This window comes from Curtobacterium sp. 9128 (assembly GCF_900086645.1).
GTDB lineage: Bacteria > Actinomycetota > Actinomycetes > Actinomycetales > Microbacteriaceae > Curtobacterium.
On sequence record NZ_LT576451.1, the window covers coordinates 1,675,867 to 1,699,693 of the forward strand.

24 protein-coding genes, 2 tRNA genes and 1 riboswitch are annotated in these 23,827 nt (G+C 71.5%); of the genes, 13 read left to right on the forward strand and 13 right to left on the reverse strand.

Annotated elements, in window-relative coordinates; translation table 11 throughout:
• The first annotated feature begins 9 nt into the window (after window positions 1-9).
• Genes QK288_RS08110 through QK288_RS08120 form a run of 3 tightly spaced genes read left to right on the forward strand, consistent with a single transcriptional unit; the run spans window position 10 to window position 2,706 of the window.
• Entirely contained in the window at window positions 10-1,167 is a 1,158-nt protein-coding gene (locus tag QK288_RS08110; protein WP_281267295.1) for a glycosyl hydrolase family 8, read from the forward strand.
• Window positions 1,164-1,865: a class F sortase gene (locus tag QK288_RS08115; RefSeq protein ID WP_281267296.1), complete on the forward strand. Its 702-nt coding sequence runs from the start codon at window positions 1,164-1,166 to the stop codon at window positions 1,863-1,865. The genes QK288_RS08110 and QK288_RS08115 overlap by 4 nt, the downstream gene beginning before the upstream one ends.
• A gap of 46 nt (window positions 1,866-1,911) precedes the next feature.
• Window positions 1,912-2,706, forward strand: coding sequence for a polyprenol monophosphomannose synthase (locus tag QK288_RS08120; protein ID WP_281267297.1), 795 nt, complete (start codon window positions 1,912-1,914; stop codon window positions 2,704-2,706).
• A gap of 132 nt (window positions 2,707-2,838) precedes the next feature.
• Here the strand turns inward: QK288_RS08120 and treZ are convergent, their stop codons facing one another.
• From treZ to glgX, 3 genes are read right to left on the reverse strand one after another with little or no spacing between them, the layout of a single operon-like run.
• Window positions 2,839-4,593: a malto-oligosyltrehalose trehalohydrolase gene (gene treZ / locus QK288_RS08125; RefSeq protein ID WP_281267298.1), complete on the reverse strand. Its 1,755-nt coding sequence runs from the start codon at window positions 4,591-4,593 to the stop codon at window positions 2,839-2,841.
• The gene (treY, locus tag QK288_RS08130; protein ID WP_281267299.1) at window positions 4,590-7,082 is read right to left on the reverse strand and encodes a malto-oligosyltrehalose synthase; all 2,493 of its coding nucleotides are present in this window, start codon (window positions 7,080-7,082) and stop codon (window positions 4,590-4,592) included. The genes treZ and treY overlap by 4 nt, the downstream gene beginning before the upstream one ends.
• Window positions 7,079-9,313 carry a glycogen debranching protein GlgX gene (glgX, locus tag QK288_RS08135; protein ID WP_281267300.1) on the reverse strand — a complete coding sequence of 745 codons (2,235 nt, stop codon included), beginning with the start codon at window positions 9,311-9,313 and terminating at the stop codon, window positions 7,079-7,081. Before glgX ends, treY begins: the two co-directional genes overlap by 4 nt.
• Window positions 9,314-9,427: 114 nt before the next feature.
• On the opposite strand from glgX, the gene QK288_RS08140 reads away from it, so the two are divergent.
• The 5 genes from QK288_RS08140 to QK288_RS08160 all read left to right on the forward strand — a co-directional run bounded on the left by QK288_RS08140 (window position 9,428) and on the right by QK288_RS08160 (window position 13,746).
• A complete protein-coding gene (locus tag QK288_RS08140; protein WP_281267301.1) occupies window positions 9,428-9,751 on the forward strand; it encodes a hypothetical protein in 324 nt (107 codons plus the stop codon).
• A 25-nt stretch (window positions 9,752-9,776) separates the two neighbouring features.
• Window positions 9,777-9,888: riboswitch (TPP riboswitch) on the forward strand.
• Window positions 9,884-10,558, forward strand: a complete 675-nt coding sequence (locus QK288_RS08145; RefSeq protein WP_281267302.1) for an ECF transporter S component — start codon at window positions 9,884-9,886, stop codon at window positions 10,556-10,558. (Overlaps the previous riboswitch by 5 nt.)
• Window positions 10,555-12,342 carry an ABC transporter ATP-binding protein gene (locus tag QK288_RS08150; protein WP_281267303.1) on the forward strand — a complete coding sequence of 596 codons (1,788 nt, stop codon included), beginning with the start codon at window positions 10,555-10,557 and terminating at the stop codon, window positions 12,340-12,342. Before QK288_RS08145 ends, QK288_RS08150 begins: the two co-directional genes overlap by 4 nt.
• Window positions 12,339-13,145, forward strand: coding sequence for an energy-coupling factor transporter transmembrane component T (locus QK288_RS08155; RefSeq protein WP_281267304.1), 807 nt, complete (start codon window positions 12,339-12,341; stop codon window positions 13,143-13,145). Before QK288_RS08150 ends, QK288_RS08155 begins: the two co-directional genes overlap by 4 nt.
• Entirely contained in the window at window positions 13,138-13,746 is a 609-nt protein-coding gene (locus QK288_RS08160; RefSeq protein WP_281267305.1) for an ATP-binding protein, read from the forward strand. Before QK288_RS08155 ends, QK288_RS08160 begins: the two co-directional genes overlap by 8 nt.
• 29 nt (window positions 13,747-13,775) lie before the next feature.
• On the opposite strand, the gene QK288_RS08165 is transcribed toward QK288_RS08160, so the two are convergent.
• The 5 genes from QK288_RS08165 to QK288_RS08185 all read right to left on the reverse strand — a co-directional run bounded on the left by QK288_RS08165 (window position 13,776) and on the right by QK288_RS08185 (window position 16,958).
• A complete protein-coding gene (locus QK288_RS08165; protein WP_281267558.1) occupies window positions 13,776-14,120 on the reverse strand; it encodes a metallopeptidase family protein in 345 nt (114 codons plus the stop codon).
• 85 nt (window positions 14,121-14,205) lie between these two features.
• Window positions 14,206-14,278, reverse strand: a tRNA-His gene (locus tag QK288_RS08170).
• 64 nt (window positions 14,279-14,342) lie between these two features.
• Window positions 14,343-14,981 (reverse strand): oligoribonuclease, encoded by a 639-nt coding sequence (gene orn, locus QK288_RS08175; protein WP_281267306.1) that lies wholly within the window; start codon window positions 14,979-14,981, stop codon window positions 14,343-14,345.
• 295 nt (window positions 14,982-15,276) lie between these two features.
• Entirely contained in the window at window positions 15,277-16,515 is a 1,239-nt protein-coding gene (locus tag QK288_RS08180) for an MFS transporter (protein WP_281267307.1), read from the reverse strand.
• Window positions 16,512-16,958: a MarR family transcriptional regulator gene (locus QK288_RS08185; RefSeq protein ID WP_281267308.1), complete on the reverse strand. Its 447-nt coding sequence runs from the start codon at window positions 16,956-16,958 to the stop codon at window positions 16,512-16,514. Before QK288_RS08185 ends, QK288_RS08180 begins: the two co-directional genes overlap by 4 nt.
• 61 nt (window positions 16,959-17,019) lie before the next feature.
• Here QK288_RS08185 and QK288_RS08190 point away from each other — a divergent pair, with 61 nt between their 5' ends.
• A complete protein-coding gene (locus QK288_RS08190; protein WP_281267309.1) occupies window positions 17,020-17,310 on the forward strand; it encodes a hypothetical protein in 291 nt (96 codons plus the stop codon).
• 29 nt (window positions 17,311-17,339) lie between these two features.
• Window positions 17,340-17,603, forward strand: a complete 264-nt coding sequence (locus tag QK288_RS08195) for a thioredoxin (protein ID WP_281267310.1) — start codon at window positions 17,340-17,342, stop codon at window positions 17,601-17,603.
• Here the strand turns inward: QK288_RS08195 and QK288_RS08200 are convergent.
• The 3 genes from QK288_RS08200 to QK288_RS08210 are packed head-to-tail and all read right to left on the reverse strand — an operon-like array spanning window position 17,544 to window position 20,706.
• The gene (locus QK288_RS08200; RefSeq protein WP_281267311.1) at window positions 17,544-19,028 is read right to left on the reverse strand and encodes a DUF6716 putative glycosyltransferase; all 1,485 of its coding nucleotides are present in this window, start codon (window positions 19,026-19,028) and stop codon (window positions 17,544-17,546) included. The two genes, QK288_RS08195 and QK288_RS08200, sit on opposite strands and share 60 nt — an antisense overlap.
• Window positions 19,025-19,897 (reverse strand): N-acetylneuraminate synthase family protein, encoded by an 873-nt coding sequence (locus QK288_RS08205; protein WP_281267312.1) that lies wholly within the window; start codon window positions 19,895-19,897, stop codon window positions 19,025-19,027. The genes QK288_RS08200 and QK288_RS08205 overlap by 4 nt, the downstream gene beginning before the upstream one ends.
• A complete protein-coding gene (locus tag QK288_RS08210; RefSeq protein WP_281267313.1) occupies window positions 19,894-20,706 on the reverse strand; it encodes an acylneuraminate cytidylyltransferase family protein in 813 nt (270 codons plus the stop codon). Before QK288_RS08210 ends, QK288_RS08205 begins: the two co-directional genes overlap by 4 nt.
• Window positions 20,707-20,789: 83 nt before the next feature.
• On the opposite strand from QK288_RS08210, the gene QK288_RS08215 reads away from it, so the two are divergent.
• Entirely contained in the window at window positions 20,790-21,350 is a 561-nt protein-coding gene (locus QK288_RS08215) for an AAA family ATPase (protein ID WP_281267314.1), read from the forward strand.
• A gap of 14 nt (window positions 21,351-21,364) precedes the next feature.
• Window positions 21,365-21,437: transfer RNA gene (locus QK288_RS08220), tRNA-Arg, on the forward strand.
• A gap of 62 nt (window positions 21,438-21,499) precedes the next feature.
• Here QK288_RS08220 and QK288_RS08225 read toward each other — a convergent pair.
• Window positions 21,500-22,732, reverse strand: coding sequence for a hypothetical protein (locus tag QK288_RS08225; protein WP_281267315.1), 1,233 nt, complete (start codon window positions 22,730-22,732; stop codon window positions 21,500-21,502).
• A 120-nt stretch (window positions 22,733-22,852) separates the two neighbouring features.
• On the reverse strand, window positions 22,853-23,119 hold the full coding sequence (locus QK288_RS08230; protein ID WP_281267316.1) for a hypothetical protein: 267 nt from the start codon (window positions 23,117-23,119) through the stop codon (window positions 22,853-22,855).
• Window positions 23,120-23,285: 166 nt separating this feature from the next.
• On the opposite strand from QK288_RS08230, the gene msrA reads away from it, so the two are divergent.
• Entirely contained in the window at window positions 23,286-23,813 is a 528-nt protein-coding gene (gene msrA / locus QK288_RS08235; RefSeq protein ID WP_281267317.1) for a peptide-methionine (S)-S-oxide reductase MsrA, read from the forward strand.
• Window positions 23,814-23,827: the final 14 nt, after the last annotated feature.

Below are 23,827 nucleotides of genomic sequence, written 5' to 3' on the forward strand. Positions count from 1 at the left end.
CAGGCCGGCATGACCCGCAGGAACTGGATCCCCATCACCGCCGTCGGCGTGGCCGCGGTGCTCGTCGCCGGCGGCATCGCCGTCGCCGCCGTGCACCCGTGGTCGGCCTCCGAGCCCGACGCCGGTGGCGCGTCGACCCCGACCTCGACGACCCCGCCGGACGGGAACCGCTCGGCCGCGCAGCTCCGCACCGACTTCCTGGACCGTTACGTGCAGGACGGCCGCGTCGTGCGGCTCGACCAGGGGAACGACACCGTCAGCGAGGGGCAGGCCTACGGGCTGCTCATCGCGTACGCAGCCGGGGACGAGCAGCGCTTCGGCGAGATCTGGTCGTGGACGAAGCGGCACATGCTGACGGACGACTCCTTGCTCGCATGGCGCTGGACGAAGGAGGACGGTGTCGCGGACGAGCAGTCCGCGAGCGACGCCGACCTCGACGCCGCGCGTGCCCTCGTCCTCGCGGGGGCGAAGTGGCAGGACGAGACGTACACGAAGGCCGGCAAGACGATGGCCCGCGCGGTGCTCGACCACGAGACGGCGACGACCGACCTCGGACGGATCCTGCTCCCGGGGCCGTGGGCGGACTCGGAGCCGTACCGGTACGACGCCTCGTACGCGTCGCCCGCTGCCTACCGGGTGCTCGCGAAGGCGACGGGCGACGCGCGGTGGACGGAGCTCGAACAGGGCTCCAGCGCCGTGACGGCCGCGGTGCTCGAGAAGACCGACCTGCCGAGCGACTGGTCGCAGGTGCACGCCGACGGCAGCGTCGACCCGATGCCCGCCACCGGTAGCGACGCCCGCGTGCTGTACGGCTACGACGCGATGCGCATGCCGCTGCGGTACGCCGAGGCGTGCACGGCGTCGGACCGCAGCCTCGCGGCGTCGATCGCACCGACGCTCCGGCGGACCACGCAGCTCGCGGCGCAGCTCGACCTCGGCGGCACCGCCGTCACGGGGGACCGCAGCGCGCTGGCGTACTCCGCTCGTGCGGCTGCGGAGCAGGCAGCGGGCGCGACGGGAGCAGCGACGGCTGATCTGCAGCGTGCCGATCGGACCGCCGCCACGACGCCGACGTACTACGGCGACGCGTGGGCGGCGCTCGGTGCGACCATGCTGACGTCCGACGTGCTCGGTGGATGCGGTACCGCCGGCGGGAGCACCTCGTGAGCGGCGGGCGGCGTCGTGCCGAGCGAGGGACGTCGCTGGGCGCGCGCCTCGGTCGACGGTGGGTGGCCGTCGCGGCGGGTGCGGCGGTCGTCGTGGCCGCCGGGGCCGTCGTGACCGGGGTCGCCGTGGCCGCCGGGGACGACGCCGCGCCGTCTGCGGGGTCCTCGGCCGCTGCTCCGGGGGCATCGCCGTCCCCGGGCGACCGGGACATCGCGGGGTTCCAGGACCCGGCGGCCCCGGCGGCGCGGTCCGACGCGACACCGACCCGGGTGGCGATCCCCGCGATCGGCGTGGACGCCTCACTCGAGGACCTGCACCGCGGAGCCGCCGGCGAGCTCGACCCGCCGAAGGGCTGGGACAACGCCGGGTGGTTCAGTGACGGCATCGTCCCCGGGGAGGTCGGCCCAGCGGTCATCGCCGGGCACGTCGACAGCCCGACGAGCGCCGCGGTGTTCTTCCGGCTCGACGAGCTCGTGGCTGGTGACGAGATCCACGTCACGATGTCCGACGGCAGCACCCGCACCTTCACCGTCGACCGCACCGAACGCGCCGCCAAGTCGGCGTTCCCCACGAGCGACGTCTACGGGTCGTCGCCCACTCCTGACCTCCGGCTCATCACCTGCGACGGCACGTTCGACACCGCCACAGGGCACTACACGGACAACCTGATCGTGTTCGCATCACTGTCGGGGCAGTGACTCAGCAGCCGAACCATATGTTGGACACCAGTCATCGAGGAGCAACATGAGCGAGACCCTGGTCATCATCCCGACCTACGACGAAGCCGAGAACGTCCGGCCGATCGTGGCACGTACCCTCGCGGCCACGGACGACACCGTGCACGTGCTCGTCGTCGACGACAACTCCCCGGACGGCACCGGTGACATCGCCGATGCCATCGCGACCGAGACCGATCGGGTCCACGTGCTGCACCGCACCGTCAAGGACGGCCTCGGTGGCGCGTACCTCTCGGGCTTCGCCTGGGGGCTCGAGCACGGGTACGACAAGCTCGTCGAGATGGACGCCGACGGCTCCCACCACCCCGAGTACCTGCCGTGGCTCATCGAGCTCGCGGACACCAACGACCTGGTCCTCGGCTCCCGCTGGATCCGGGGCGGCGAGGTCGAGAACTGGCCCTGGTACCGCGAGCTCCTCTCCCGCGGCGGCAACCTCTACACGCGACTCGCGCTCGGCATCGCCGTCCGCGACGCCACCGGCGGCTTCCGGGTGTTCACCCGATCGGCACTGCAGCGCATCGACCTCGACGGCATCGCGTCGAAGGGGTACTGCTTCCAGGTGGACCTCTGCTGGCGGGCGCTCGAGGCGGGCCTGCGGATCGTGGAGACCCCGATCACCTTCACCGAGCGGGAGTTCGGCGTCTCGAAGATGAGCGGGAACATCGTCCGCGAGAGTCTGACCCTCGTCACGAAGTGGGGCATCGACCGGCGCCTCCGCGAGGTGCGTGCGCTCGCCAAGGAGCACAAGCCGCTGCCCTCGGTCCGGCGCAACGCCCACGCGGTCGCGAACCCCATCCGCTGACGGGGCTCCGCCCGACCTCCACGCGACAGCGACAGTCTCCCGCCGAACTCCGGCGGGAGACTGTCGCTTTCGCGGGACGGCGGCGCGGCACGAGAGCCGCACGAGAGCCCCACGAGCGGCGGCGCGCCGCGGTCAGCGCAGGACGACGACCCCGCGGCCCGTGAACCGGACGCAGTCCGTCGCGACCGAGGCTGCACCGAACTGGTACAGCACCTCGCCGGTCGCGCCGGGCACGGGCACCTCGGCCGCGTCCTCGAGGAAGTTCACCACGACGTGCACCGGCGCCACGGTCGGCCCGAGCAACCCGCGGGTGAGCACGAGCCACCGCCGGTCCTCGCTGAAGCGGACGGCGTTCGCCTCGTAGCGGTCGTCGACGAACGCCTCGTCGGTCCGCCGCAGTGCGACGAGCACCCGGTAGGCCCGGAGGATCGCAGCACCCCGCGGCGACGACACGTCGTCCCACGACAGCTTCGAGTCCTGGAACGTCTGCGGGTCCTGCGGATCCGGCACGGCGGACTCGTCCCACCCGTGCTCCGCGAACTCCTTGATCCGCCCTTCGGCCGTGGCCTTGCCGAGTTCCGGCTCCGGGTGTGACGTGAAGAACTGCCACGGCGTCGTCGCGGCGAACTCCTCGCCCATGAAGAGCATCGGCGTGAACGGCCCGAGCAGGGTCAGCGCCGCCGCGATGACCAGTCCCTCGTCGGTGAGCGTCGCCGCGAGCCGGTCGCCCGCTGCCCGGTTGCCGATCTGGTCGTGGTTCTGGTTCGCCACCACGAGCGCCGTCGCGGGGGATGTCCCGCGGTCGATCGGCCGGCCGTGCCGCTTGCCACGGAACGACGACCACGTGCCGTCGTGGAAGAACCCGTGGTCGAGGACCTTCGCCAGCGCCGACAGCGGGGCGAAGTCCGCGTAGTACCCGTTCGTCTCCCCGGTGAGGGCGACGTGCACGGCGTGGTGGAAGTCGTCGGACCACTGCCCGGCGAGCCCGTAGCCGCCGGCCTCCTGCGCCCGGAACATGACCGGGTCGTTGAGGTCCGACTCGGCGATGAGCGACAGCGGCTTCCCGACGAAGGCACCGAACGCCGAGGTCTCCGACGCCATGGCCTGCAGCACGTGCGGGCGGGTGGTGTCGCGGATCGCGTGCACGGCGTCGAGCCGGAGCCCGTCGACGTGGTGGTCGCGGAACCACATCCGCACGTTGTCGAGGACGTACCGTCGGACCTCGGGGTGCTCGACGTTGACCGAGTCGCCCCATGTGTTCGCGAGTCCCTGGACCAGGTACGGCCCGTAGAGCGGCAGGTAGTTGCCGCTCGGTCCGAGGTGGTTGTACACGACGTCCTGGATCACGCCGAGCCCGAGCGCGTGTGCCCGGTCGACGAACCGGTCGTAGGCGTCCGGCCCACCGTACGGTGCGTGCACGGCGTACCAGGCGACCCCGTCGTACCCCCAGTTCCACTCGCCGTTGACCCCGTTGACGGGCAGCAGCTCGACGAACTCCACGCCGAGCTCGACGAGGTGGTCGAGCTTCGCGGCGGCGGCGTCGAGCGTGCCCTCCGGCGTGTAGGTGCCGACGTGCATCTCGTAGATCACGGCGCCGCGGGTCGGACGTCCGGTCCAGGCGTCGTCCGTCCACGAGAACCGTGCGGGGTCGACGACCTCCGACGGACCGTGCACACCCTCCGGCTGGTACCGGCTGCGCGGATCGGGGCGCACCGCGTCGTCGTCGTCGATCCGGAAGCCGTAGCGGGCGCCGACGTGGGGGAGCACCTGGTCGGTGCTCCACCAGCCGTCGGCGCCGCGGCTCAGCGGGTACTCGGCGCCGTCGACGACGAGCCGCACCCGCTCCGGGGTGGGCGCCCAGACGGCGTAGCGGTCGGGTGCGGTCATGCGTGGCCCTCCAGGATGTCGATGTCGGCCTGCGCGTCGGTCTCGTCCGGCGCGGTGCGCGTCACGACCGGACTGGAGGCCCGGCTCGTCTCCGCCGCGTCGGTCGCGTCGGCGACCCGACCCGTCTCGTCGACGTCGGCCGCCGGGACGAGCAGGGCAACGGGGTAGGTGGTGAGCAGCTCGGACAGCGCGATGCCCCTGGTGGCCGGGACGAGCCTCCCGGTCAGCAGGTCCACGCGGTCGACGGGAGCCGGGTGGATCAGGGTGTCGCCCCATCCGCCGACCCGTTCCAGGCCGAGCGGCAGGCGGGTGGCGACGGTGACGGCGCCGCCGCGGTCGAAGGCGACCACGTGGTCCGCCGCGCTCCCGGTGGCCTCGATCGGCAGGTAGCGCGTGAAGAGCTCCGGCCGATCACGGCGGAGGCGCAGCGCCCTGGTCGTGACGAGCAGCTTCGCGGCACCGTCGATGCCGATGGCCGGCAGCGTCTCGGGTCCGTCGTCGTCGGGCCCGTCGAGTTCCGCGAGGACGTGCCGGCGTTCGGTGTAGTCGACCGCGCGACGGTTGTCCGGGTCGACCAGGGAGCGGTCCCAGAACTCCGTGCCCTGGTAGACGTCGGGGACGCCGGGGGCGGTGAGCTGCACGAGCTTCGTGCCGAGGCCGTTCGACCAGCCGGCCGGGTCGATGCGCTCGTCGAGCGTGTCGAGCAGCGCGACGACGGACGGGTCGTCGAAGGCGGCGTCGACGATGGCGTGCATCCGTCCCTCGAACGCCTCGTCCGGCTCGGTCCACGTCGTGCTGTTGCCGGCCTCGCGGGAGGCCTTCTCGGCGTACGCGTGCAGACGCTCCCTACTGGCCGGACGGGCGCCGACGATCGCCTGCCAGAGCAGGTTCGCGAACACCTCGTCCTCGAGCGGGGCCAGGGCGTGCAGCTTCCGGAACGTCGCGGTCCACTCGTCGCCGAGTTCTGCGAGCACGGCGATGCGGGCGCGGGTGTCCTCGTTGCGCTTCGTGTCGTGCGTCGTGAGGGTCGTCATCGTGTGCGGCCAGCTCGCCAGGCGCTCCCGCTGTGCGGCGTGGAACTCCTCGGTGCTCACCGCGAAGACGCTCGGATCGCCGCCGACCTCGCTCAGGGAACTGAGCTTCGCGGTCCGGTAGAACGCGGTGTCCTCGACGCCCTTCGCCATCACCATGCCGCTGGTCTGCTGGAGGCGGATCGCGGCGGGGTGGGTCGGGTCGACGAGCGCGGGGGCGATGCGGTCGATGACGTCGGCGAGGTCGGGGCGGGTCTCCGCCGCGAGCTCGAGGGCGTCGATGAGGTGGTGGGCGCCTTCCGGAAGGTACGTGCGGTACACGTCGAACGACGCGATGACCTCGGCGAGGGCGTCGACGACCCGTTCGGTGTCTGCTGCTCCGGTTTCCTCGAGCAGGCGGGCGAGACGCTGCACCTCGCTGTTCAGGATGCCGTCGGCGATCCCGCGGCGGGTGTCGTGCGTCAGGCCCTGCCAGTCACCCGGCTCGTCGGCGACGGTCGCCCAGAGGGCTTCTTCGCCGCGGGGGTCGACGAACAGTCGGTCGAGGACGCCGAGTGCGTCGTACCCGGTGGTGCCGTCGACCGGCCAGCTCGCGGGGAGCTCTTCGCCCGGCTCGAGGATCTTCTCCACGAGGGTGTACGCGCCACCGGTGAGGTCGTGGAGGTCCTGCAGGTACCCGGCCGGGTCGTACAGCCCGTCCGGGTGGTCGATCCGGAGCCCGTCCACCAGGCCGTCCCGGAACCACGCACCGACGACCGTGTGGGACGCGGCGAACACCTCGGGCTCTTCGACGCGGATCGCCGCGAGGGTGTTCACCGCGAAGAACCGGCGGTAGTTCAACTCGTGGTCGGCACGCTTCCAGTGCACGAACTCGTAGTGCTGGCGAGCGTGCACGGTCGCCACGTCGTCGCCGTCGTGCACCGTGCCGGGAGCGGTCGGGTAGGCGGTGGTGCCGACCAGGAGCACGGGTCCGGCGGTACCACTGGTGCTCCCGCTCGTGTCCAGCGTGACCCCGTCGAGCAGGCGGTCGTCGAGGACCGGGATGCGGATCCGTCCGTCTCCGGCTGCCCAGTCCACGTCGAACGCCGTGGCGACGGCGGAGTCCTGCCCGAGCTCGAGCAGCGACCACCACCACGGGTTCACCGCGGGCGTTGCGACGCCGACGTGGTTCGGGACGATGTCCACCAGGACGCCGAGGCCAGCGGCGTGTGCCGCTTCGGCGAGCGCCCGGAACGCCGCGTCTCCGCCACGCTGCTCGTCGACGTGGGTGTGGTCGACCACGTCGTACCCGTGTGCGGAACCCGGCTCGGACTGCAGCACGGGGGACAGGTAGAGCCAGTCCGCGCCGAGGTCGTGGACGTAGTCGACGAGGGCCGTGGCCGACGCGAGGTCGAAGTCGGGCGAGACCTGCAGACGGTAGGTCGAGGCGGGGACGCGGCGGGTGCGCTCTGTCGTCACTTGGCACCGCCCTGGGTGTCGCTCGGCGCGGGGGATCCTGCGGGGTTCGCGGGGGTCACCGCGTCCTGCGGCTCCGGCGTGACCGGGTGGGCTTCGGCGTCGACGGGGGTGGTCGTCACCTCGTGATCGGGCTCGGCGCGGAGCACGATCATCGATCGGGCCGGGACGTCGAGCGGGGTGGCGGCGTCGATGACCTCGTCGCGGGCACCTGGTTCGGCGGTGTCGATGCGGACCGTCCAGCCCGGCGCGTACTCCTCGGGCGGCAGCGTGAACGTCACCGTGTCGTCGTGCGCGTTGAAGTACGTGATGAAGGCCACGTCCGTGACGCGCTCGCCGCGGGCGTCGCGACCGCGGATGCCCTCGCCGTTCAGGTACATGCCGACGCTCTTGCCGAAGCCGGAGTCCCAGTCCTCCGGCGCCATCGCGTCGCCTTCCGGGGTGAGCCACACGACGTCGGGCAGGGGCTCGCCCTCGCCGCGACGCACGGGGCGACCGTTGAAGTACCGCGTCCGTCGGAACGTGGGGTGGTCGTGCCGGAGCTTCGTGACGTCGGCGGTGAACTGGATGAGTTCGTCGTCGGCCGTGTCCCAGTCGATCCAGCTCAGCTCGGAGTCCTGCGCGTACACGTTGTTGTTGCCGGACTGCGAGCGGCCGAGCTCGTCGCCGTGCGCGATCATCGGCACGCCCTGACTGAGGAGCAGCGTCGCGAGGAAGTTCCGTCGACGCTGCAGCCGCAGGGCGTTCACGGACTCGTCGTCCGTCGGACCCTCGACGCCGGAGTTCCAGGACCGGTTGTGGCTCTCGCCGTCGTTGTTGTCCTCGCCGTTCGCGTCGTTGTGCTTCTCGTTGTAGGCGACGAGGTCGTACAGCGTGAAGCCGTCGTGCGCGGTGATGAAGTTGATGCTGGCCTTCGGCGTGCGGCCGTCGTGCTCGTAGAGGTCCGCAGAACCGGAGATGCGCGACGCGAACTCGCCGAGGGTGGACGACTCGCCACGCCAGAAGTCCCGCACGGTGTCGCGGTACTTGCCGTTCCACTCCGACCACTGCGGCGGGAAGTTGCCCACCTGGTAGCCGCCGGGGCCGACGTCCCACGGCTCGGCGATGAGCTTCACCTGCGACACGATCGGGTCCTGCTGGACGAGTTCGAAGAAGGCCGACAGTCGGTCGACCTCGTAGAACTCACGGGCCAGCGCCGACGCGAGGTCGAAGCGGAAGCCGTCCACGTGCATCTCGGTCACCCAGTACCGCAGCGAGTCCATGATGAGCTGCAGCGAGTGCGGGTGCCCGACGTTCAGCGAGTTCCCGGTGCCCGTGTAGTCCATGTAGTAGCGCTTGTCGTCGTCCATCAAGCGGTAGTACGCGGCGTTGTCGATCCCGCGGAACGACAGCGTCGGGCCGAGGTGGTTCCCCTCGGCGGTGTGGTTGTAGACGACGTCGAGGACGACCTCGATGCCCGCACGGTGCAGCTCGCGCACCATGGTCTTGAACTCCTGCACCTGCTGGCCCTCGTCGCCGGAGGACGAGTAGTGCGAGTGGGGGGCGAAGAACCCGATGGTGTTGTACCCCCAGTAGTTCGACAGCCCCTTGTCCTGCAGCGTCGAGTCGTTCACGAACTGGTGCACGGGCATGAGCTCGAGCGTCGTGATGCCGAGGCGCTTGAGGTGCTCGATGACCGCCGGGTGCGAGACACCGGCGTACGTGCCCCGCTGCTCTTCGGGGACGTCCGGGTGGGTCTCGGTGAGGCCCTTCACGTGCGCTTCGTAGATGACCGTCTCGCCGTACGGGGTCCGCGGGGCGCGGTCGCCCTGCCAGTCGAAGAAGGGGTTGATCACCACGCCCTTGACCATGTGCGCGGCGGAGTCCTCGTCGTTCGTGGAGTCCGGGTCGCCGAACGTGTACGAGAACAACGACTGGTCCCAGTCGATGTCCCCGCTCGTGGCCTTGGCGTACGGGTCGAGCAGCAGCTTCGCCGGGTTGCACCGTGCGCCGTTCTCGGGCTCGTACGGGCCGTGCACCCGGAAGCCGTACAGCTGCCCGGGGCCGACGTTGGGCAGGTACGCGTGCCAGACGTAGGCGTCCACCTCGACGAGGGGGACGCAGGTCTCGGTGCCGTCCTCGTCGAACAGACAGAGCTCCACGCGCTCGGCGACCTCGCTGAAGAGGGCGAAGTTCGTGCCGCTCCCGTCGTAGGTCGCGCCGAGCGGGTAGGGGTTGCCGGGCCAGGTGTGCAAGGGTCCTCCAGTGGTGGGTCTCGCCAAACGTATCCACGCCTCCCTGTGCTGTCCGCTGCACGAGCACTCCTGTGGACGAACGGCGCCCGTCCACAGCGGAGTAGCCTCACCGACATGGCCAACATCGTCACGCAGATCGCAGACAAGGTGCGCCCGATCGGCGTCTCCACGAACTACGGAGACCCGGTGGAGGTCGGCGACCAGACCCTCATCCCGGTGTCGCTCGGGTGGTTCGGCTTCGGGGGCGGCGGGGACGGCGACGACAACGGCGGCGGAGGCGGTGGCGGCGTGGCCGTGCCGATCGGCGCGTACGTCCGTCGACCGGGCAAGGACCTGGAGTTCGAGCCGAACCTGATCGCGCTCGTCGCCGTGAGCATCCCGCTGGTGTGGGTGACGGGCACCGTGCTCCGCAAGCTGATCCGCGTCCTCAAGAAGTAACGCGCGCCGCGCAGCGGTACACTGCTGGGACACACACGGGAGTCCGGGATCGCCGGGCTGAGAGGGAGCGAGTGGCGCTCCGACCGTCGAACCTGATCCGGGTCATGCCGGCGCAGGGAGGAGTACCAGCTGATGTCTTCGCGCACGCCGTCCACCGTCCGTACCGCTGCCACCGCGGCGGCTCCGTCGACGCCGACCCCGAGGCGCTCGCTGCGCTGGCGGGTCGTCGACATCGTCGTCGCGAGCGTCCTCGCCGTGGCCGTCGGTGTCGTGTTCAAGCTCTGGGAGTTCGGCTACGAGCCGCTCTCCGCCGCTGTGGCGCTCCTGCTGCCGGGAACGCAGGCGCTCTTCGGCGGCGTGTGGCTGCTCGCCGGCCCGATCGTCGCGATCATCGTGCGGAAGCCGGGTGCTGCGCTCTTCGCTGAGATCGTCGCCGCCAGCGTCGAGGCGCTCTTCGGCACGCAGTGGGGATGGAGCACGCTCGAGGCAGGACTCGTGCAGGGCCTCGGCGCGGAGCTCGTGCTCGCGCTGTTCCTGTACCGCGTGTACCGGCTGCCGGTGGTCGTCCTCGCCGGTGCCGCCGCCGGACTGGCGATGGGGATCAACGACACGATCCTCTGGTACCCGGGCCTCGACGCCGCGTTCAAGACCGTCTACATCGTGTGCGGGACGATCTCCGGCGCGGTCATCGCGGGCGCGGGTTCGTGGCTGATCGTCCGCGCACTCGCCCGCACCGGCGTGCTGTCGTCCTTCGCCGCCGGCCGCGAGCACACGAAGCGGCGCTCCCGCCCGTCCACGGCGGCGTGACCGTGCCGGGCGCGCAGGCGGCCCGGATCGAGTTCCACGACTGGGGCTGGCGGTACGCCGAGCGGGACGACTGGGCGGTCCGCGGGGTCGACCTCGTCGTCGAGCCCGGCGAACGGGTCGCGGTCGTCGGTGCCTCCGGTGCGGGCAAGTCGACGCTCCTGCGTGCCGTCGCGGCCGTGCTGCCCGACGAGCCGGACCCGGACGACGACTCCGCGGCGGCCGCGGAGGGCAGCGTGCTGGTCGACGGCGTGACACCGGGGTCCGTCCGCGGACGCGTCGGGCTCGTCATGCAGGACCCGGAGGCGCACACCGTGATGTCCCGTGTCGGCGACGACGTCGCGTTCGGGTGCGAGAACACCGGTGTCCCTCGGGGCGAGACCTGGGAGCGGGTCCGGTCGGCGCTCGACGTCGTCGGGCTCGACCTGCCGCTCGACCGGTCGACGACGATGCTCTCGGGCGGGCAGCGGCAGCGGTTGGCGCTCGCCGGGGTGCTCGCGATGCGCCCGGGAGCACTCGTGCTCGACGAACCCTGCGCGAACCTCGACCCGTCCGGGGTCCAACAGGTGCACGACGCCGTCCGGGCGCTGCTCGACGAGACCGGCGCGACGATGCTCGTCGTGGAGCACCGGGTCGGCACGTGGCTCGACCTGGTCGACCGGCTCGTGCTGCTCGAGCCGGAGGGTGGCGTGATCGCCGACGGCACGCCCGCGGACGTCCTGCGGTCCCACGGCGATGCCCTGACCGCCGCCGGCGTGTGGGTCCCCGGTGCCGAACCCGAGCGCGGCTCCGCCCGAGCGCCCCGCCCCGCGCCCCCACGAGCGGGCGAAATACCCGGGTCCGTCCCGGGGAGCACCCTGGCATTCCGCCCGCTCGACGAAGCGGGGACTCGCACGTCCCCACGAGCGGGCGAAATACCCGGGTCGGATGCGGAACCCACCCGGGTATTTCGCCCGATCGACGAGGGCGGGCGCGCGGCGGAGCACGCGGCGGGGCGCACGACGGAGCGCGCGGCGGGGCGCACGCCGGAGCGCGCTGCGGAGCAGGACCTCCTCGTGGCGGAGGGGCTCGGGACCGCACGGGGCAGGCGCCAGCGTGTGGGGAGCGGCATCGACCTCGACGTCCGCGCCGGCCGGGTCATCGCGATCACGGGACCGAACGGCATCGGCAAGTCGACGCTCGGGCTCACACTCGCAGGACTCCTCCGTCCCGCCGGCGGCACCCTGCGGGCCACGACGACGCTCGCAGGCGACGTCGGCCCCGCCCCGCACGCATGGTCCAGCCGCGAGCTCGCCGTCCGGATCGGCACGGTCTTCCAGGACCCTGAGCACCAGTTCGTCGCCCGCACGGTCCGCGAGGAGATCGCCGCCGGCCCGCGGGCCCTCGGCATCCCGGACACCGAGGAGCGTGTGGGTGAGCTGCTCGACGCCTTCGGCCTGGCGCACCTCGCGGACGCCAACCCGTTCACGCTCTCCGGCGGCGAACAGCGGCGTCTCGCGATCGCCACCGTCGTGGCCACGCGGCCTCCGGTCGTCGTGCTCGACGAACCGACCTCGGGGCAGGACCGTGCGACGTGGCAGGCCGTCGTCGACCGGCTCGGAGCGCTCGCGGACGCCGGGACCGCGGTGGTCGCCGTGACGCACGACCGCGACCTCGTTCGCGCACTCGACGCCGACGAGGTGGTCCTCAGCGCGACGGGCGCGACACCCGCAGCCGAGACGCGAGCACCCGCAGCCGAGACGCTCGCACCCGCGCCCGCGAACCCGCCCACGGAGGTCACGACGTGACCACCTCGACGACGCAACCCGCACCGTCGTGGCGATCCGAGCCTCCCGTCCGGTCGGAACGCGGCATCCGCGTGGTCCAGCCGGTGGCCGCGCTCCTCGGTGTCATCGGACTCGGGATCTGTCTCGTGCTGAGCCTCGACGTCGTGTCGGCGGCGGTCGCCCTCGGACTGGAGCTCGCCCTTCTGCCGCTCCTGCGGATCCCGGTCAGGACCCTGCTGTTCCGGACCTCGCCCGTGCTGGTCGCCGTGCCGCTGACGGGCGTGAGCATCGCGTTGTACGGGAGGGCCTCCGGACGGGAGTGGTTCGACTTCGGCTTCGCCCACGTCACCGACGGGTCGCTCGTGCTCGCCGTGGCGACGATGCTGCGCGTGCTCGCGGTCGGTCTGCCGAGCATCGTGTTGTTCATCGGGATGGACCCCACGGACCTGGCGGACGGGCTCGCGCAGATCCTGCGGCTGCCCGCGAGGTTCGTGCTCGGGGCGCTCGCGGCCATCCGGATGATGACCCTGCTCGGCGACGACTGGCGGCAGCTCGCGATGGCCAGACGTGCTCGCGGGCTCGCTGACACCGGACGGATCCGGCGTGGCGCTTCGATGGCGTTCGCGCTGCTCGTGCTCGCGCTCCGTCGGGCGACGACGCTCGCGGTGGCGATGGAGTCGCGAGGGTTCGGAGCGCCCGGGAGGCGCACCTGGGCCCGGCCGGCCCGCTTCGGGGCGCGGGAGTGGGCGATGGTCGCCGTGCTGGTCGGGATCGGGCTGGTCTCGATCGCGGTGTCGGTTGCCGTGGGGACGTGGCGTGTCTGAGGGGGCGCGTGGTGCGGCCGGAGCGTCCGTTTGCGGCGCTCCCGTTCCCGGTGCTTCCGTTTCCGGCCTGGAGGCTCGGCTCGCCTCCGTCGCGTCCCTCGCCGACCGCGCACGGTCGGCTCCGCAGACGTCAGGCCGGCGGTCCGTCGTCCTGGTCGACGGGCGCTCCGGGACCGGGAAGACCACGCTGGGCAACGCACTCGGGGAGTCGCTCGGGTGGCCGGTGGTCCACCTCGACGACGTCTACCCGGGGTGGGACGGACTCCGTGCCGCGTCGTCGGCCGTCGTGACGGAGGTCCTCGGCGAGGCGTCCGGCTACCGGCGGTGGGACTGGGCCCGCTCGGCACCGGCCGGCTGGGTGTCGCTCGACCCCACGGCGCCGCTCGTCATCGAGGGCTGTGGTGCGCTGTCCCGGGCCTCGGCGCCGCTCGCGACGCTGCGGGTCTGGATGGAGGCGGACGACGACGTCCGGAAGCGGCGAGCACTCGACCGGGACGGGGACGTGTTCGCAGCGGAGTGGGAGCGGTGGGCACGGCAGGAGGACGCGTTCATCGCGTCGGAGGACCCCGTCGCACTGGCGGACGTCGTCCTGCGGTCCTGAGGGCCGGTGACTCGCGGCTGGTGGCGTCGCTACGCCCAGCCGAGTTCGTGGAGGCGCTCGTCGTCGATGCCGTACCAGTGGCCGATTTCGTGGACGAGCGTGGTGTGGACTTCGTCCCTGAGTTCCTCGATCGTGTCGCACTCGGCGAGGTGCTGCTTCCGGAACACCACGATGCGGTCGGGGAGTTCGCCGAAGCCGTACTGCCCGCGCTCGGTCTGTGCGACGCCGTCGTAGATGCCGAAGAGCTCGGAGCCGTCCTCGGGTTCGTCCTCCACGACGAAGACGACGTTGTCGAGGCCGTCGACCATCTCGTCGGGCAGCAGGTCGAGTTCGTCGGTCACGAGCCCCTCGAAGGCGTCGGCGGACATCTCCATCACGGGCCCGATCGTGGCACACCCACCTGGACGCACGCGGGAACGACGAAGGCCCCGCCGACAGCGGGGCCTTCGATTTGTTCGGGGTGAGTAACGGGGCTCGAACCCGCGACCTCCTGGACCACAACCAAGCGCTCTACCAGCTGAGCTATACCCACCATGTGCACCGGTCAGGCCGGGCAACCACTCAATAGTAGTACATGCGAGCGGCCCCGCGGGACACTAGTCGGCGGGCTGTGGGGCGAGCCGGGGCTCCCATGCGGCGACGACCTCCGCCGCGACGGCCCGGACGTCGTCCGTGCTCGGGCCGGGCTCGGCGACGAAGCCCGCGCGACGGTAGTACTCGAGCTCGCGGATGGACTCGAGGATGTCCGCGAGGGCCCGGTGTCCCCCGTGCTTCTCCGGCGCGTTGAAGTAGACGCGCGGGAACCAGCGGCGGCAGAGTTCCTTGATGCTCGACACGTCGACGCTCCGGTAGTGCAGGTGCCCGTCGACGCGGGGCATGTACTTCGACAGGAACGAGCGGTCGGTTCCGATGGTGTTGCCGGCCAGGGGCGCGGTGCCCTCGGCGGGGACGTGGGCGAGGATGTACTCGAGCACCTGGTACTCGGCGTCCGCCAGGGAGACGCCGTTCGGGATCTCCTCGATGAGGCCGGACGTGGTGTGCATGTTCGTCACGAACTCGTTCATGTTGTCGAGCGCGGACTGGTCCGGCTTGATCACGATGTCGAATCCGGGGTGCACGGGGTTCAGGTCGAAGTCGGTGATGACCACGGCCACCTCGACGAGTTCGTCGACCTCGAGATCGAGGCCCGTCATCTCGCAGTCGATCCAGACGAGGCGGTCATTCGCGGTTGCCATGCCCTCGATCCTATTCCCGGCACCACGGTGCCCTGGACGGGACGGTCTGGAGGCCCGGCGCCGGTCCGCCGGGCGCCCGTCGCGCCTCCAGGCGGTCGGGTCCACTGCCCACCACGCCGCCCCCGCCGCCCCGCCCGCCGTGGGCGCCCCGGAACGCCGAGCGGGCGAAATACCCGGGCGCCCACCGAGGTGGACCCGGGTATTTCGCCCGCTCGACCGCGCGCGGGACTCGCAGCCCGGCCAGCACCCGCCGCAGCGCGCGGGACCCGACGCGCGGCCAGGCCCGGCCCGCGCCCTACGCCATCTCGCCCGCGGCGATGGCCTCGGCCTCGACGGGCTCCGGCTCGGCACCGTCGTCGACCCGCCGCAGCACCCGAGCGGTGACCAGGGTGATCACGAACGCGACGGCCACGGACGACCCCGCGAAGACGTACGCGGCGGACGGCGAGTACGCGTCGGCGAGCAGCGTCGCGACGGGTGGCGCGATCGCACCACCGATGAAGCGCACCGCGGAGTACGCACTCGAGGCGACCGAGCGGGGGAGATCGGTGGCCTCCATCACGCACTCGGTGAGGACGGTGTTGAGCACGCCCAGCACGAGCCCGCCGATGACGACGCAGATGATGAGCCCGACCTGCGACCGCACGACGATCGCGGCAGCGAAGAGGTCGAGCGCGAGCAGGGGCAGGGCGATCCGCAGCACCGTCGTCCGACGGAGACGCGCGGTGAGCATCGGGGCGACCCACACCGAGGTGATCGCCAGACCGACGCCCCAGCCGAAGAACGTGAACCCGATGCCGAGCGCCCCGAACCCGAGCGGGAACGGCGTGTAGGCGAGCAGGACGAAGAAGCCGATGTTGTAGAACAGCGCGGTCGCGGCGAGTGCTGCCAGCGCCGGACGACCCAGCGCGCGGAAGGGTGCGGAGAGCTTCGTCGGGACGGGCTTCTCGAGCCCGGAGGACTTCAGCATGACGGCCACGGCGATGAAGGCGATCGCCATCAGCGTGGTGACGCCGAAGAACGGGCCGCGCCAGCTCACCGAGCCGAGGAGCCCACCGACGAGCGGGCCGATCGCGATGCCGAGGCCGAGCGCGGCTTCGTACAGGATGATCGCGGACGCCGTGCCACCCGATGCCGCCCCGACGATGGTCGCGAGCGCGGTCGAGATGAACAACGCGTTGCCGAGACCCCATCCCGCACGGAAGTCGATGATCGTCCACACGTTGTTCGACACGGCTGCGAGCACCGAGAACACCACGATGAGGGCGAGCCCGATCATCAGGGTGCGCTTGGCACCGATCCGGCTGGAGACCCAGCTGGTGAAGAACATCGCGACGCCGGTGACCGCGAGGTAGCTCGTGAAGAGCAGCTCGGTCTGCGCGGGGGTCGCCTTGAGCGACGATGCGATGGCTGGGAGGATCGGGTCCACCAGGCCGATCCCCATGAAGGCGACGACACAGGCGAAGGCAATCGCCCAGACCGCCTTGGACTGTTTGAGGATGCTGCCGGACGATGCCGGTGCGTGCGCGTTCACGCGGTGATCTCCGTTCTGGTCCCCGTGGCGAGGGCCGATGCGATGAGGGCCGATGCCTCGTGCAGGATGTCCCACTGGTCGTCGTCGAGATCGGCGAACATCGGCCCGACCGTCCGGGTGAGCGTCGTGCGCCAGTCGGCGAGACGGACGCGACCCAGGGTCGTGATCTCGATGAGCTGCCCGCGGGAGTCGTCGGGGTCGACGGTCCGCGAGATCAGGCCGTCGGCGAGCATGCCGGCGACGAGTCGGGTCATCGTGGGTTGGGAGACGCGGGACAGCTTCGCGAGTTCGCCGAGCCGGAGCGGCTGGTCGGACTCGAGGATGCCCAGCGTGCGCCAGACGGCCGACGACGTGGTGCTGCCGGCGGCCTGGGCGGCGACGCGGATCAGGCGGTTGACCGAGACGAGGAGCGTCTCGATCGTCTGCTCACGCGTTGTTTCCATAGCTGAACTATATAGCGTTGCTATGCATCTTGCAACAGGGCTGCCCTGGTAGAAGTGACGGATGAGCGACATCACCATCGACGAAGGCAGCGAGTACACCGCGATCTTCCACCAGGGCCCCTTCGACGGGACCACGGACACCCGCACCGCGACGAGCGGCTCGGTGGACGACGAAGTGACGGTCTACGCGGACGTCGAGGGCCTCCAGACGGCCTTCACCTACCGGGCGACCGGCTCCCGCCACGTCCTCGACCAGATCTCCGTCGACTACACCTACGAGCCGGGCGAGTCCGACCCCGTGGACGACCTCGCCGACCGCGGCGACCGCAGCGGCGAGTTCGACCGGGAGTAGTCTGACCCGCTGCGACGTTGCACGATCACATGCAGCTCGACCTCTGGACCTCAGCCTTCTGCGCACCGTGCGCCGCCGCCCGCCGGGTGGCCGCCGACGCGGCACGGCTCGTCCCAGGGCTGACGGTGACCGAGCGCGACGTGGCTGCACACCCCGACGACGCTGAGGACCTCGGCATCCGTTCGACCCCGACGATCATCGTGCGGGGCCCGGACGGAGCCGAGGTCTTCCGTTCACCCGGGGTCCCCTCCAGGGACCAGCTGCTGGTCGCGGTCGCCAAGGCGGTCGCCTGACACCCGGACGGGAGGCTCGGCTCGGCTCGCAGACGCCGCCGGGCTCTCGGCCGGGGTCACCTCGGACATCCGTGGTCGGGTCGTCTCGTCGGCCTGCGTCCGCTGGGAGCGCGGTGCCCCGACGACCGTCGGCTCCGGCGGACGGACAGCACGCAGCACACGACGCGCGGCGCGTTTCGCGCTCCTGATCGGTGCACCGACGACGAGCGCCGCCGTGCCGATCGCCGACCGGTCCGCGCTGCCGAGGGCGTTCTTCCGCTCCCAGGCCCGGCGGAGCGCCCCACCACGACTGCGTCGGGCACTCGGCCGGTCCGGCAGGGTGCCGGCGTCCCGGCGCTGCATCAACGCCTCGGCCCGGATCGCCCAGTCGTCGTCCGTCGCCGGGTGGAAGTAGTTGTCCGTCATCCACGCCGGACGGACCGTGCCGAACCGACCGTCGACGAGGTCGCCCGCGTCACCCTCGAGGCCGCTGTCGACGAACACCTCGTTGATCAACGGGCGGGAGACACCGAAGTCGGTCAGGGTCAGCGCCGGGATGCCCCGTGCGGCCGCCTCGAGCACGGCGGTGGAGCTGATCGTCACGAGCGCCACGGACCGGTCGAGGTGCGCGGCCATCGCACCGGTCTCGACCACCAGGTTCGTCGGGGTGTCCGGTGGCAGCAGGTCCGCGTACGGGAAGGCCTCGCGGTGCGTCTGCTGTTCGCCCGCGACCGCACGGGTCTTCACCACGACGCGCCACCCCGGGTGCCGGCGGGCGGTCTCCGCGAGCCACTCGGCGACCTGCGCCCGTTCGTCTCGGGTGGCGGGGACGCTCGGCTGTGCGGCGAACACGACGGAGTCCGGTGCCACAGTCCGACGCGCGACGACGCCGGGGCGGGCGAAGGGCAGGGTGGCCAGGGCGAAGTGCGGCTCGACACCGTTCTCCGTCGCGAGGGCGTCGTACTCGCGGACCTCGCGATGGCTGTGCAGCACGAACAGGTCGGCGCGGGCTCGGGAGAACACACCCTTCCACTTCGCGGGGAAGGAGATGCCCGGGAGCCCGGTCAACAGGACGGGGCGCCGGGGGACCGTGCGGTGGACCTCGTCGACGAGGAGTTCCGCGACCGGGCCGATCACCGAGACCAGGACCGCGTCGGGCTCGGAAAGCCGGACGTGGTCGACGACGGCGTCGACCTCGAGGGGTGCCGGGGGAGCCGATGCCAGGTGGGCCAACCGGCCGTCCAGGCCTCGGAACGCCGAACGGAGCTGTGCCGGGCTCGCGGTCCGCGGGGTGTCCACCACGAGGAGCTCGAGCGACCAGTTCTCGGGAGCCGCCGCGAGCAGGTGACTGCCCCACTTCGCGAACGAGTCGGTGTCCACGATCCCGACCACGTGCCTCCCGGCCGTGTCTCCTGACCGGCGCACGACGCTCGACGCTGGGGTCACGCGTCCACGCGGCGGAGCTTCGCGAGCGGGGCGAGCTCGCCGGGCATGACCCGCTTGACGCCGTCGCCGAGGGCGGTCTCGATGATGCGGACGTCGCGCGCGAGGGTCTGCAGGCCGTGCGGCTCGAGCGACGCGGCGTGGTCGGAGCCCCACATCGTGCGGTCGAGCGTGATGTGGCGCTCGACGGCGGTGGCGCCCAGGGCAACGGCCGCGATCGAGATCTGCAGGCCGGGCTCGTGTCCTGAGTACCCCACCGGGACACCGATGTAGCGCTGTGCGAGGGTGTCGATCATGCGGAGGTTCGCCTCCTCGGCGGGCAGCGGGTACGTCGAGGTCGCGTGCATGAGGACGAGCCGTTCGGTCCCGAGCGCCTCGACCGCGCGGTCGATCTGTTCCAGCGTCGACATCCCGGTCGACAGGATCACGGGCTTGCCGGTCGCTGCCACCGCGGCGAGCAGGCCGAGGTCGGTGACCGACGCGGAGGCGATCTTGTACGCCACGACGCCCAGGTCCTCGAGGAAGTCCACGCTCGGCTCGTCCCACGGCGACGCGAACCAGTCGAGCCCGCGCATCGTCGCGTGGTCACCGATCTCGATGTACTGGTCGCGGTCGAACTCGACGCGGTAGCGGTACTCGAGGTAGGTCATCTCGCCCCACGGGGTGCTCCGCGGGGTGTGCTTCATGTGCTCGGGCGTGGAGATCTCCGGGGTCCGCTTCTGGAACTTCACGGCCTGCAGCCCCGCGTCGGCGGCGACGTCGACGAGCCGCTTCGCGATGTCCACGTCGCCGTTGTGGTTCAGGCCGATCTCGCCGATCAGGTAGGCGGGGTGGCCGGCGCCGATGGTCGAGGTGCCGATGCTGACGGTCATGGTGCTCCGTTCGAGGTGGTGGCGGTGTGCCCTCCGCGTGCGGTGCTGGCGTCGCGCGCGGTGCGGTCGAGCCGGGGTGCGAGGGCGTCAGCGAGCGTGAGGTCCGTCTCGTCGTCGATGTCGACCGCGCCTGCCGGGTCGACCGGCACGACCTCGACCCGCCCGAAGAACCGGTGCTGGTGCTGCCGGAACCCCTCGACGCGCATCGCGTAGAGGGCGCCGGTTTCGCGGTACTCGGGTGCCCGGTCCTGGCGGCGCGGGCGCGTCGCGGCGTCGTGGTTCACCGCGACCGCATGCCCGTCGGGATCGGTGCGCCACAGGAACGCGTGCGACGGCGTCGCGGCGAACACCGAGTCCGCTTCGTCGTCCAGGATCCGTTCGACGGCGGCGTCGAGATCGGCCGGGTCGATGAACGGTGACGTCGCCTGGACGAAGAGCAGGACCTCGGGGGTGTCGCCGACGGCCGCGATCTCGTCGAGTGCGTGCAGCAGCGCGGACTCGGAGCTGGCGCCGTCGTCGGCGAGGGCGGCGGGGCGTCGGACGATGCGTGCACCGGCCGCCACGGCCTCGGCAGCGATCGCGTCCCCGTCCGTGGAGACCACCACGGCGTCCACCAGTCGTGCTCGCAAGGCGGACTCGACGGCGCGACGGACGAGGGAGCGGCCGGCGACCGGGCGGAGGTTCTTCCCCGGGATGCCCTTCGACCCCGCGCGCGCAGGGATGACCGCGACGACGCGCATGCTGCTGGCGCGCGTGCCGCCTGCGCGCTCGGTGCTGGCGCGCGTGCAGGCTGCGTGCTCGGTGCTCATGTCGGCACGCTAGGGAGGCGGTGTTGCCGGGAGGCGAACGGCGGGGGAGCGTCCGGGGAACGGCGGATTGCTAGGGTCGACGGGTGCTCGGAGCCGATGACGTCCTCGATCCGCCGCCACGTCGAGTCCTCGTCGCCGGGGTGACCGGCGTCGGCAAGACGACAACAGCCGGTCGGATCAGCCGCCGGCTCGGAGTTCCGCACACCGAGATCGACGCCCTCTTCCACGGACCCGGCTGGGTGCCGCGTCCGACCTTCGAGGCGGACGTCGAGGCGTTCACTGCCGAACCCGCCTGGGTCACCGAGTGGCAGTACCACCAGGTGCGACCCCTCCTCGTCGAGCGTGCCGACACCCTGGTCTGGCTCGACCTGCCCGTCCTCGTCGCGCTCTGGCGGCTCGTGCGTCGGACGATTCGTCGACGGACCCGGCGGATCGAGCTCTGGAACGGCAACGTCGAGCCGCCGCTGTGGACCGTGCTGGTGAACCGGGACCACATCATCCGGTGGGGGCTCCGGACCCGCAGGAAGATGCAGGCCCAGGTCCCACCACTCGAGGAGACGGCACCCCATCTTCGCATCGTCCGACTCCGGTCGCAGGCCGAGGTCGACGCGTGGGTCCACCGGCTGCCCCGACCCTCGGAATAGAATCGGAGTCGTCCGCCTCCGTAGCTCAGTGGATAGAGCAGGTGGTTTCTACCCACCGTGCCGCGGGTTCGATTCCTGCCGGGGGCACCGACGACGAAGGCCGCCATCCGTTCGGATGGCGGCCTTCGTGTGGTGGGGGGCGGTGACGGCTACTCGTCGTCCTCGGCGCGGCGACGCAGCTCGTTGGCGCTGATCGGCTGCGTGTACGGCGCCTCCGACGTCTCGTCGGCGTCCGCGGGTTCGACCGGGGCGTCGGCGATCCGGGTGGGGATCGACGTCGTGTTCGTGGGGCCCGCGGCATCGACGGGGCCGTCGGTGAGGGTGCCGGCGTCCCGCTGCGTGTCCGTCTCGCGGGGCGAGGACTGCGGCCGGGGCGACGACACCGGCTGCTCGTCGACGACGTCGGCGTTGTCCGCGTCGACATCGCTCGAACCGCGCGACGGGGATGCGGACGTGCCAGGAGCCCCGGGCGTACCGGGGGTCCCGAGGGCGGGACGGATCGGCGTCGGCGCCGGCTGGTCGTCACCGTACGGGCGGGTGAGTCCGTCGCCGAACGAGCGGGTCGCGCCGTCCGTGATCGGCGTCGTGGCGTTCGGGTCGGTGCCGCGCGTCGCGGTGTACCCGGCGACGGCGTCCGCGGACGCGGCGGTGCCCGGCGTCCCGGCGGCTGCGATGCCTGCGCCGGTCCCCGCGGCGGTGGAGCCGGCCGCGGTGGCGGACGCGGGCTGCGCGGCGGGCGTGGTGGGGCCTCCCGTCCGCTGCGGCGCAGGCCGCAGGGAGGTGGTCGTCGGCGTCGGGGCCGGCGTCGGTTCCGGCGCGCGCTTGCCACTCGCCTGGTCGGCGCTCCAGTCCTGCTGACGCTTGATCAGGTCGGCGTCGGGATCGGGTGACTCGAACTTCCAGCGCTCGAGGTCGTACTTGAAGAGCTTGCGTGCCTTGCCGGGCCGGGACTGCCACTCGAGCAGCCGGTCGCGGAACTCGGCGAGGGACTGCTCCGCCTGGAAGCTGAACGTCGAGGAGTTCTTCTTGATGTCGGCGATCTCGTGCTGCGCCCAGTTCGCCGCGAGCGGCGCACCGTTGATCGGCAGCAGGCGGAGACGGATGTCGGCGTCCTCGGCGAGGTGGTCCGCGTACCCGCGCTCCTCGTGGCCGAGCGAGCCCCACGAGGCGGCCTTGCGGGCCGCCGAGATGATGGCGGCGACGGCGGCGTTCTTGGCTTCCCGCTCCTGCAGGCTCACCACGCGCTTGGTCGCACCGCGTCCGATGAGGGCCGCGACGACACCGGCGACGACGATCGCCACGAAGGGGATCAGCGCTCCGGAGATCACGCGCCACCCCGTGTCCGACGAGGTCCAGTCGAGAAGGTCGTTCCACCAGTCCATGCGCGCACCATACCCACGAGTCGGTCGGTTCCAGGGGAGATCAGGCGGCGTTCCGCGCATCCGGTCCGACGTGATTCCAATGTGGAACATCATCGGATCGAACCGCTCCACGCACCGAGGTCACCAGCGCAGGCAGTCCACCGCGTCGTCGACGGACCAGACGTTCGGCAGTTCGACGAACCGGCGCTCGGCGGCGATGTACCGCCGCGCTCGGTAGGCGGTGTCGCCTGCCACGTCGACCCGATCGACGTACCCGACGATCTCGCCGTTGGAACGGGTCACGCGGGAGAGGTCGTCGCGGACGTCGAGGACGCGGAGGTCACCGCGGGAGCGTGCCACGGGGTGCGCGGTCCGGATGCGCAGCTGGGGCTCGGTGGTCGTCTGCATCGAGGTGCCTCCTGTTCCTGGTCGGTGTGCTGCTGACGCTACGGCGCACCTCCGACACGCCGGGGCCTGGCGGTGCACCCGGGGGACAGTGCGGGCCGGCTGCGCGTTGTGGAGGACGCACCAGGGGCTCGGAGTTCCTCGGAGGCCGGGGAGGTACGGTGTGCCCATGACCACGTTCGTGCTCGCAGGTGGATGTTTCTGGTGTCTCGACGCCGTGTACCGCACGCTCCAGGGTGTGCAGGACGTGGTGTCCGGCTACATCGGTGGGACCACGGAGAACCCGTCGTACGAGGCGGTGTGCACCGGTGCCACCGGTCACGCCGAGGCCGTCGCCGTCACCTTCGACGAGGCGGTGATCCCGGCCGACGTCATCCTCGACGTGTTCTTCACGCTGCACGACCCGCGGCAGCTCAACCGTCAGGGCGCCGACGTCGGCACGCAGTACCGCTCGGCGATGTTCCCCGCCGACGACGAGCAGCGTGCGCTGTTCGAGCAGGCGATCGAGCGTGCCTCGGACATCTGGGACGGCGGGATCGTCACCACGATCGAGCCGCTCACGACGTTCTTCCCCGCCGAGGAGTACCACCAGGACTTCTTCGCGAAGAACCCCGGTCAGGGCTACTGCCTCGCAGTCGCGCTGCCGAAGGTGAACAAGGTCCGCAAGGCCTACAGTCAGTACATCCTGGCGTCCTGAACAACAGGACCGGA

Coding starts and splice junctions, on each gene's coding strand:
- QK288_RS08195 (WP_281267310.1), top strand. CDS start 17,340: ATGCAGCTCGACCTCTGGACCTCAGCCTTCTGCGCACCGTGCGCCGCC.
- QK288_RS08210 (WP_281267313.1), bottom strand. CDS start 20,706: ATGAGCACCGAGCACGCAGCCTGCACGCGCGCCAGCACCGAGCGCGCA.
- QK288_RS08120 (WP_281267297.1), top strand. CDS start 1,912: ATGAGCGAGACCCTGGTCATCATCCCGACCTACGACGAAGCCGAGAAC.
- treZ (WP_281267298.1), bottom strand. CDS start 4,593: ATGACCGCACCCGACCGCTACGCCGTCTGGGCGCCCACCCCGGAGCGG.
- QK288_RS08190 (WP_281267309.1), top strand. CDS start 17,020: ATGAGCGACATCACCATCGACGAAGGCAGCGAGTACACCGCGATCTTC.
- QK288_RS08165 (WP_281267558.1), bottom strand. CDS start 14,120: ATGGAGATGTCCGCCGACGCCTTCGAGGGGCTCGTGACCGACGAACTC.
- QK288_RS08230 (WP_281267316.1), bottom strand. CDS start 23,119: ATGCAGACGACCACCGAGCCCCAGCTGCGCATCCGGACCGCGCACCCC.
- QK288_RS08110 (WP_281267295.1), top strand. CDS start 10: ATGACCCGCAGGAACTGGATCCCCATCACCGCCGTCGGCGTGGCCGCG.
- orn (WP_281267306.1), bottom strand. CDS start 14,981: ATGGCAACCGCGAATGACCGCCTCGTCTGGATCGACTGCGAGATGACG.
- msrA (WP_281267317.1), top strand. CDS start 23,286: ATGACCACGTTCGTGCTCGCAGGTGGATGTTTCTGGTGTCTCGACGCC.
- QK288_RS08185 (WP_281267308.1), bottom strand. CDS start 16,958: ATGGAAACAACGCGTGAGCAGACGATCGAGACGCTCCTCGTCTCGGTC.
- QK288_RS08145 (WP_281267302.1), top strand. CDS start 9,884: ATGTCTTCGCGCACGCCGTCCACCGTCCGTACCGCTGCCACCGCGGCG.
- QK288_RS08225 (WP_281267315.1), bottom strand. CDS start 22,732: ATGGACTGGTGGAACGACCTTCTCGACTGGACCTCGTCGGACACGGGG.
- QK288_RS08205 (WP_281267312.1), bottom strand. CDS start 19,897: ATGACCGTCAGCATCGGCACCTCGACCATCGGCGCCGGCCACCCCGCC.
- QK288_RS08140 (WP_281267301.1), top strand. CDS start 9,428: ATGGCCAACATCGTCACGCAGATCGCAGACAAGGTGCGCCCGATCGGC.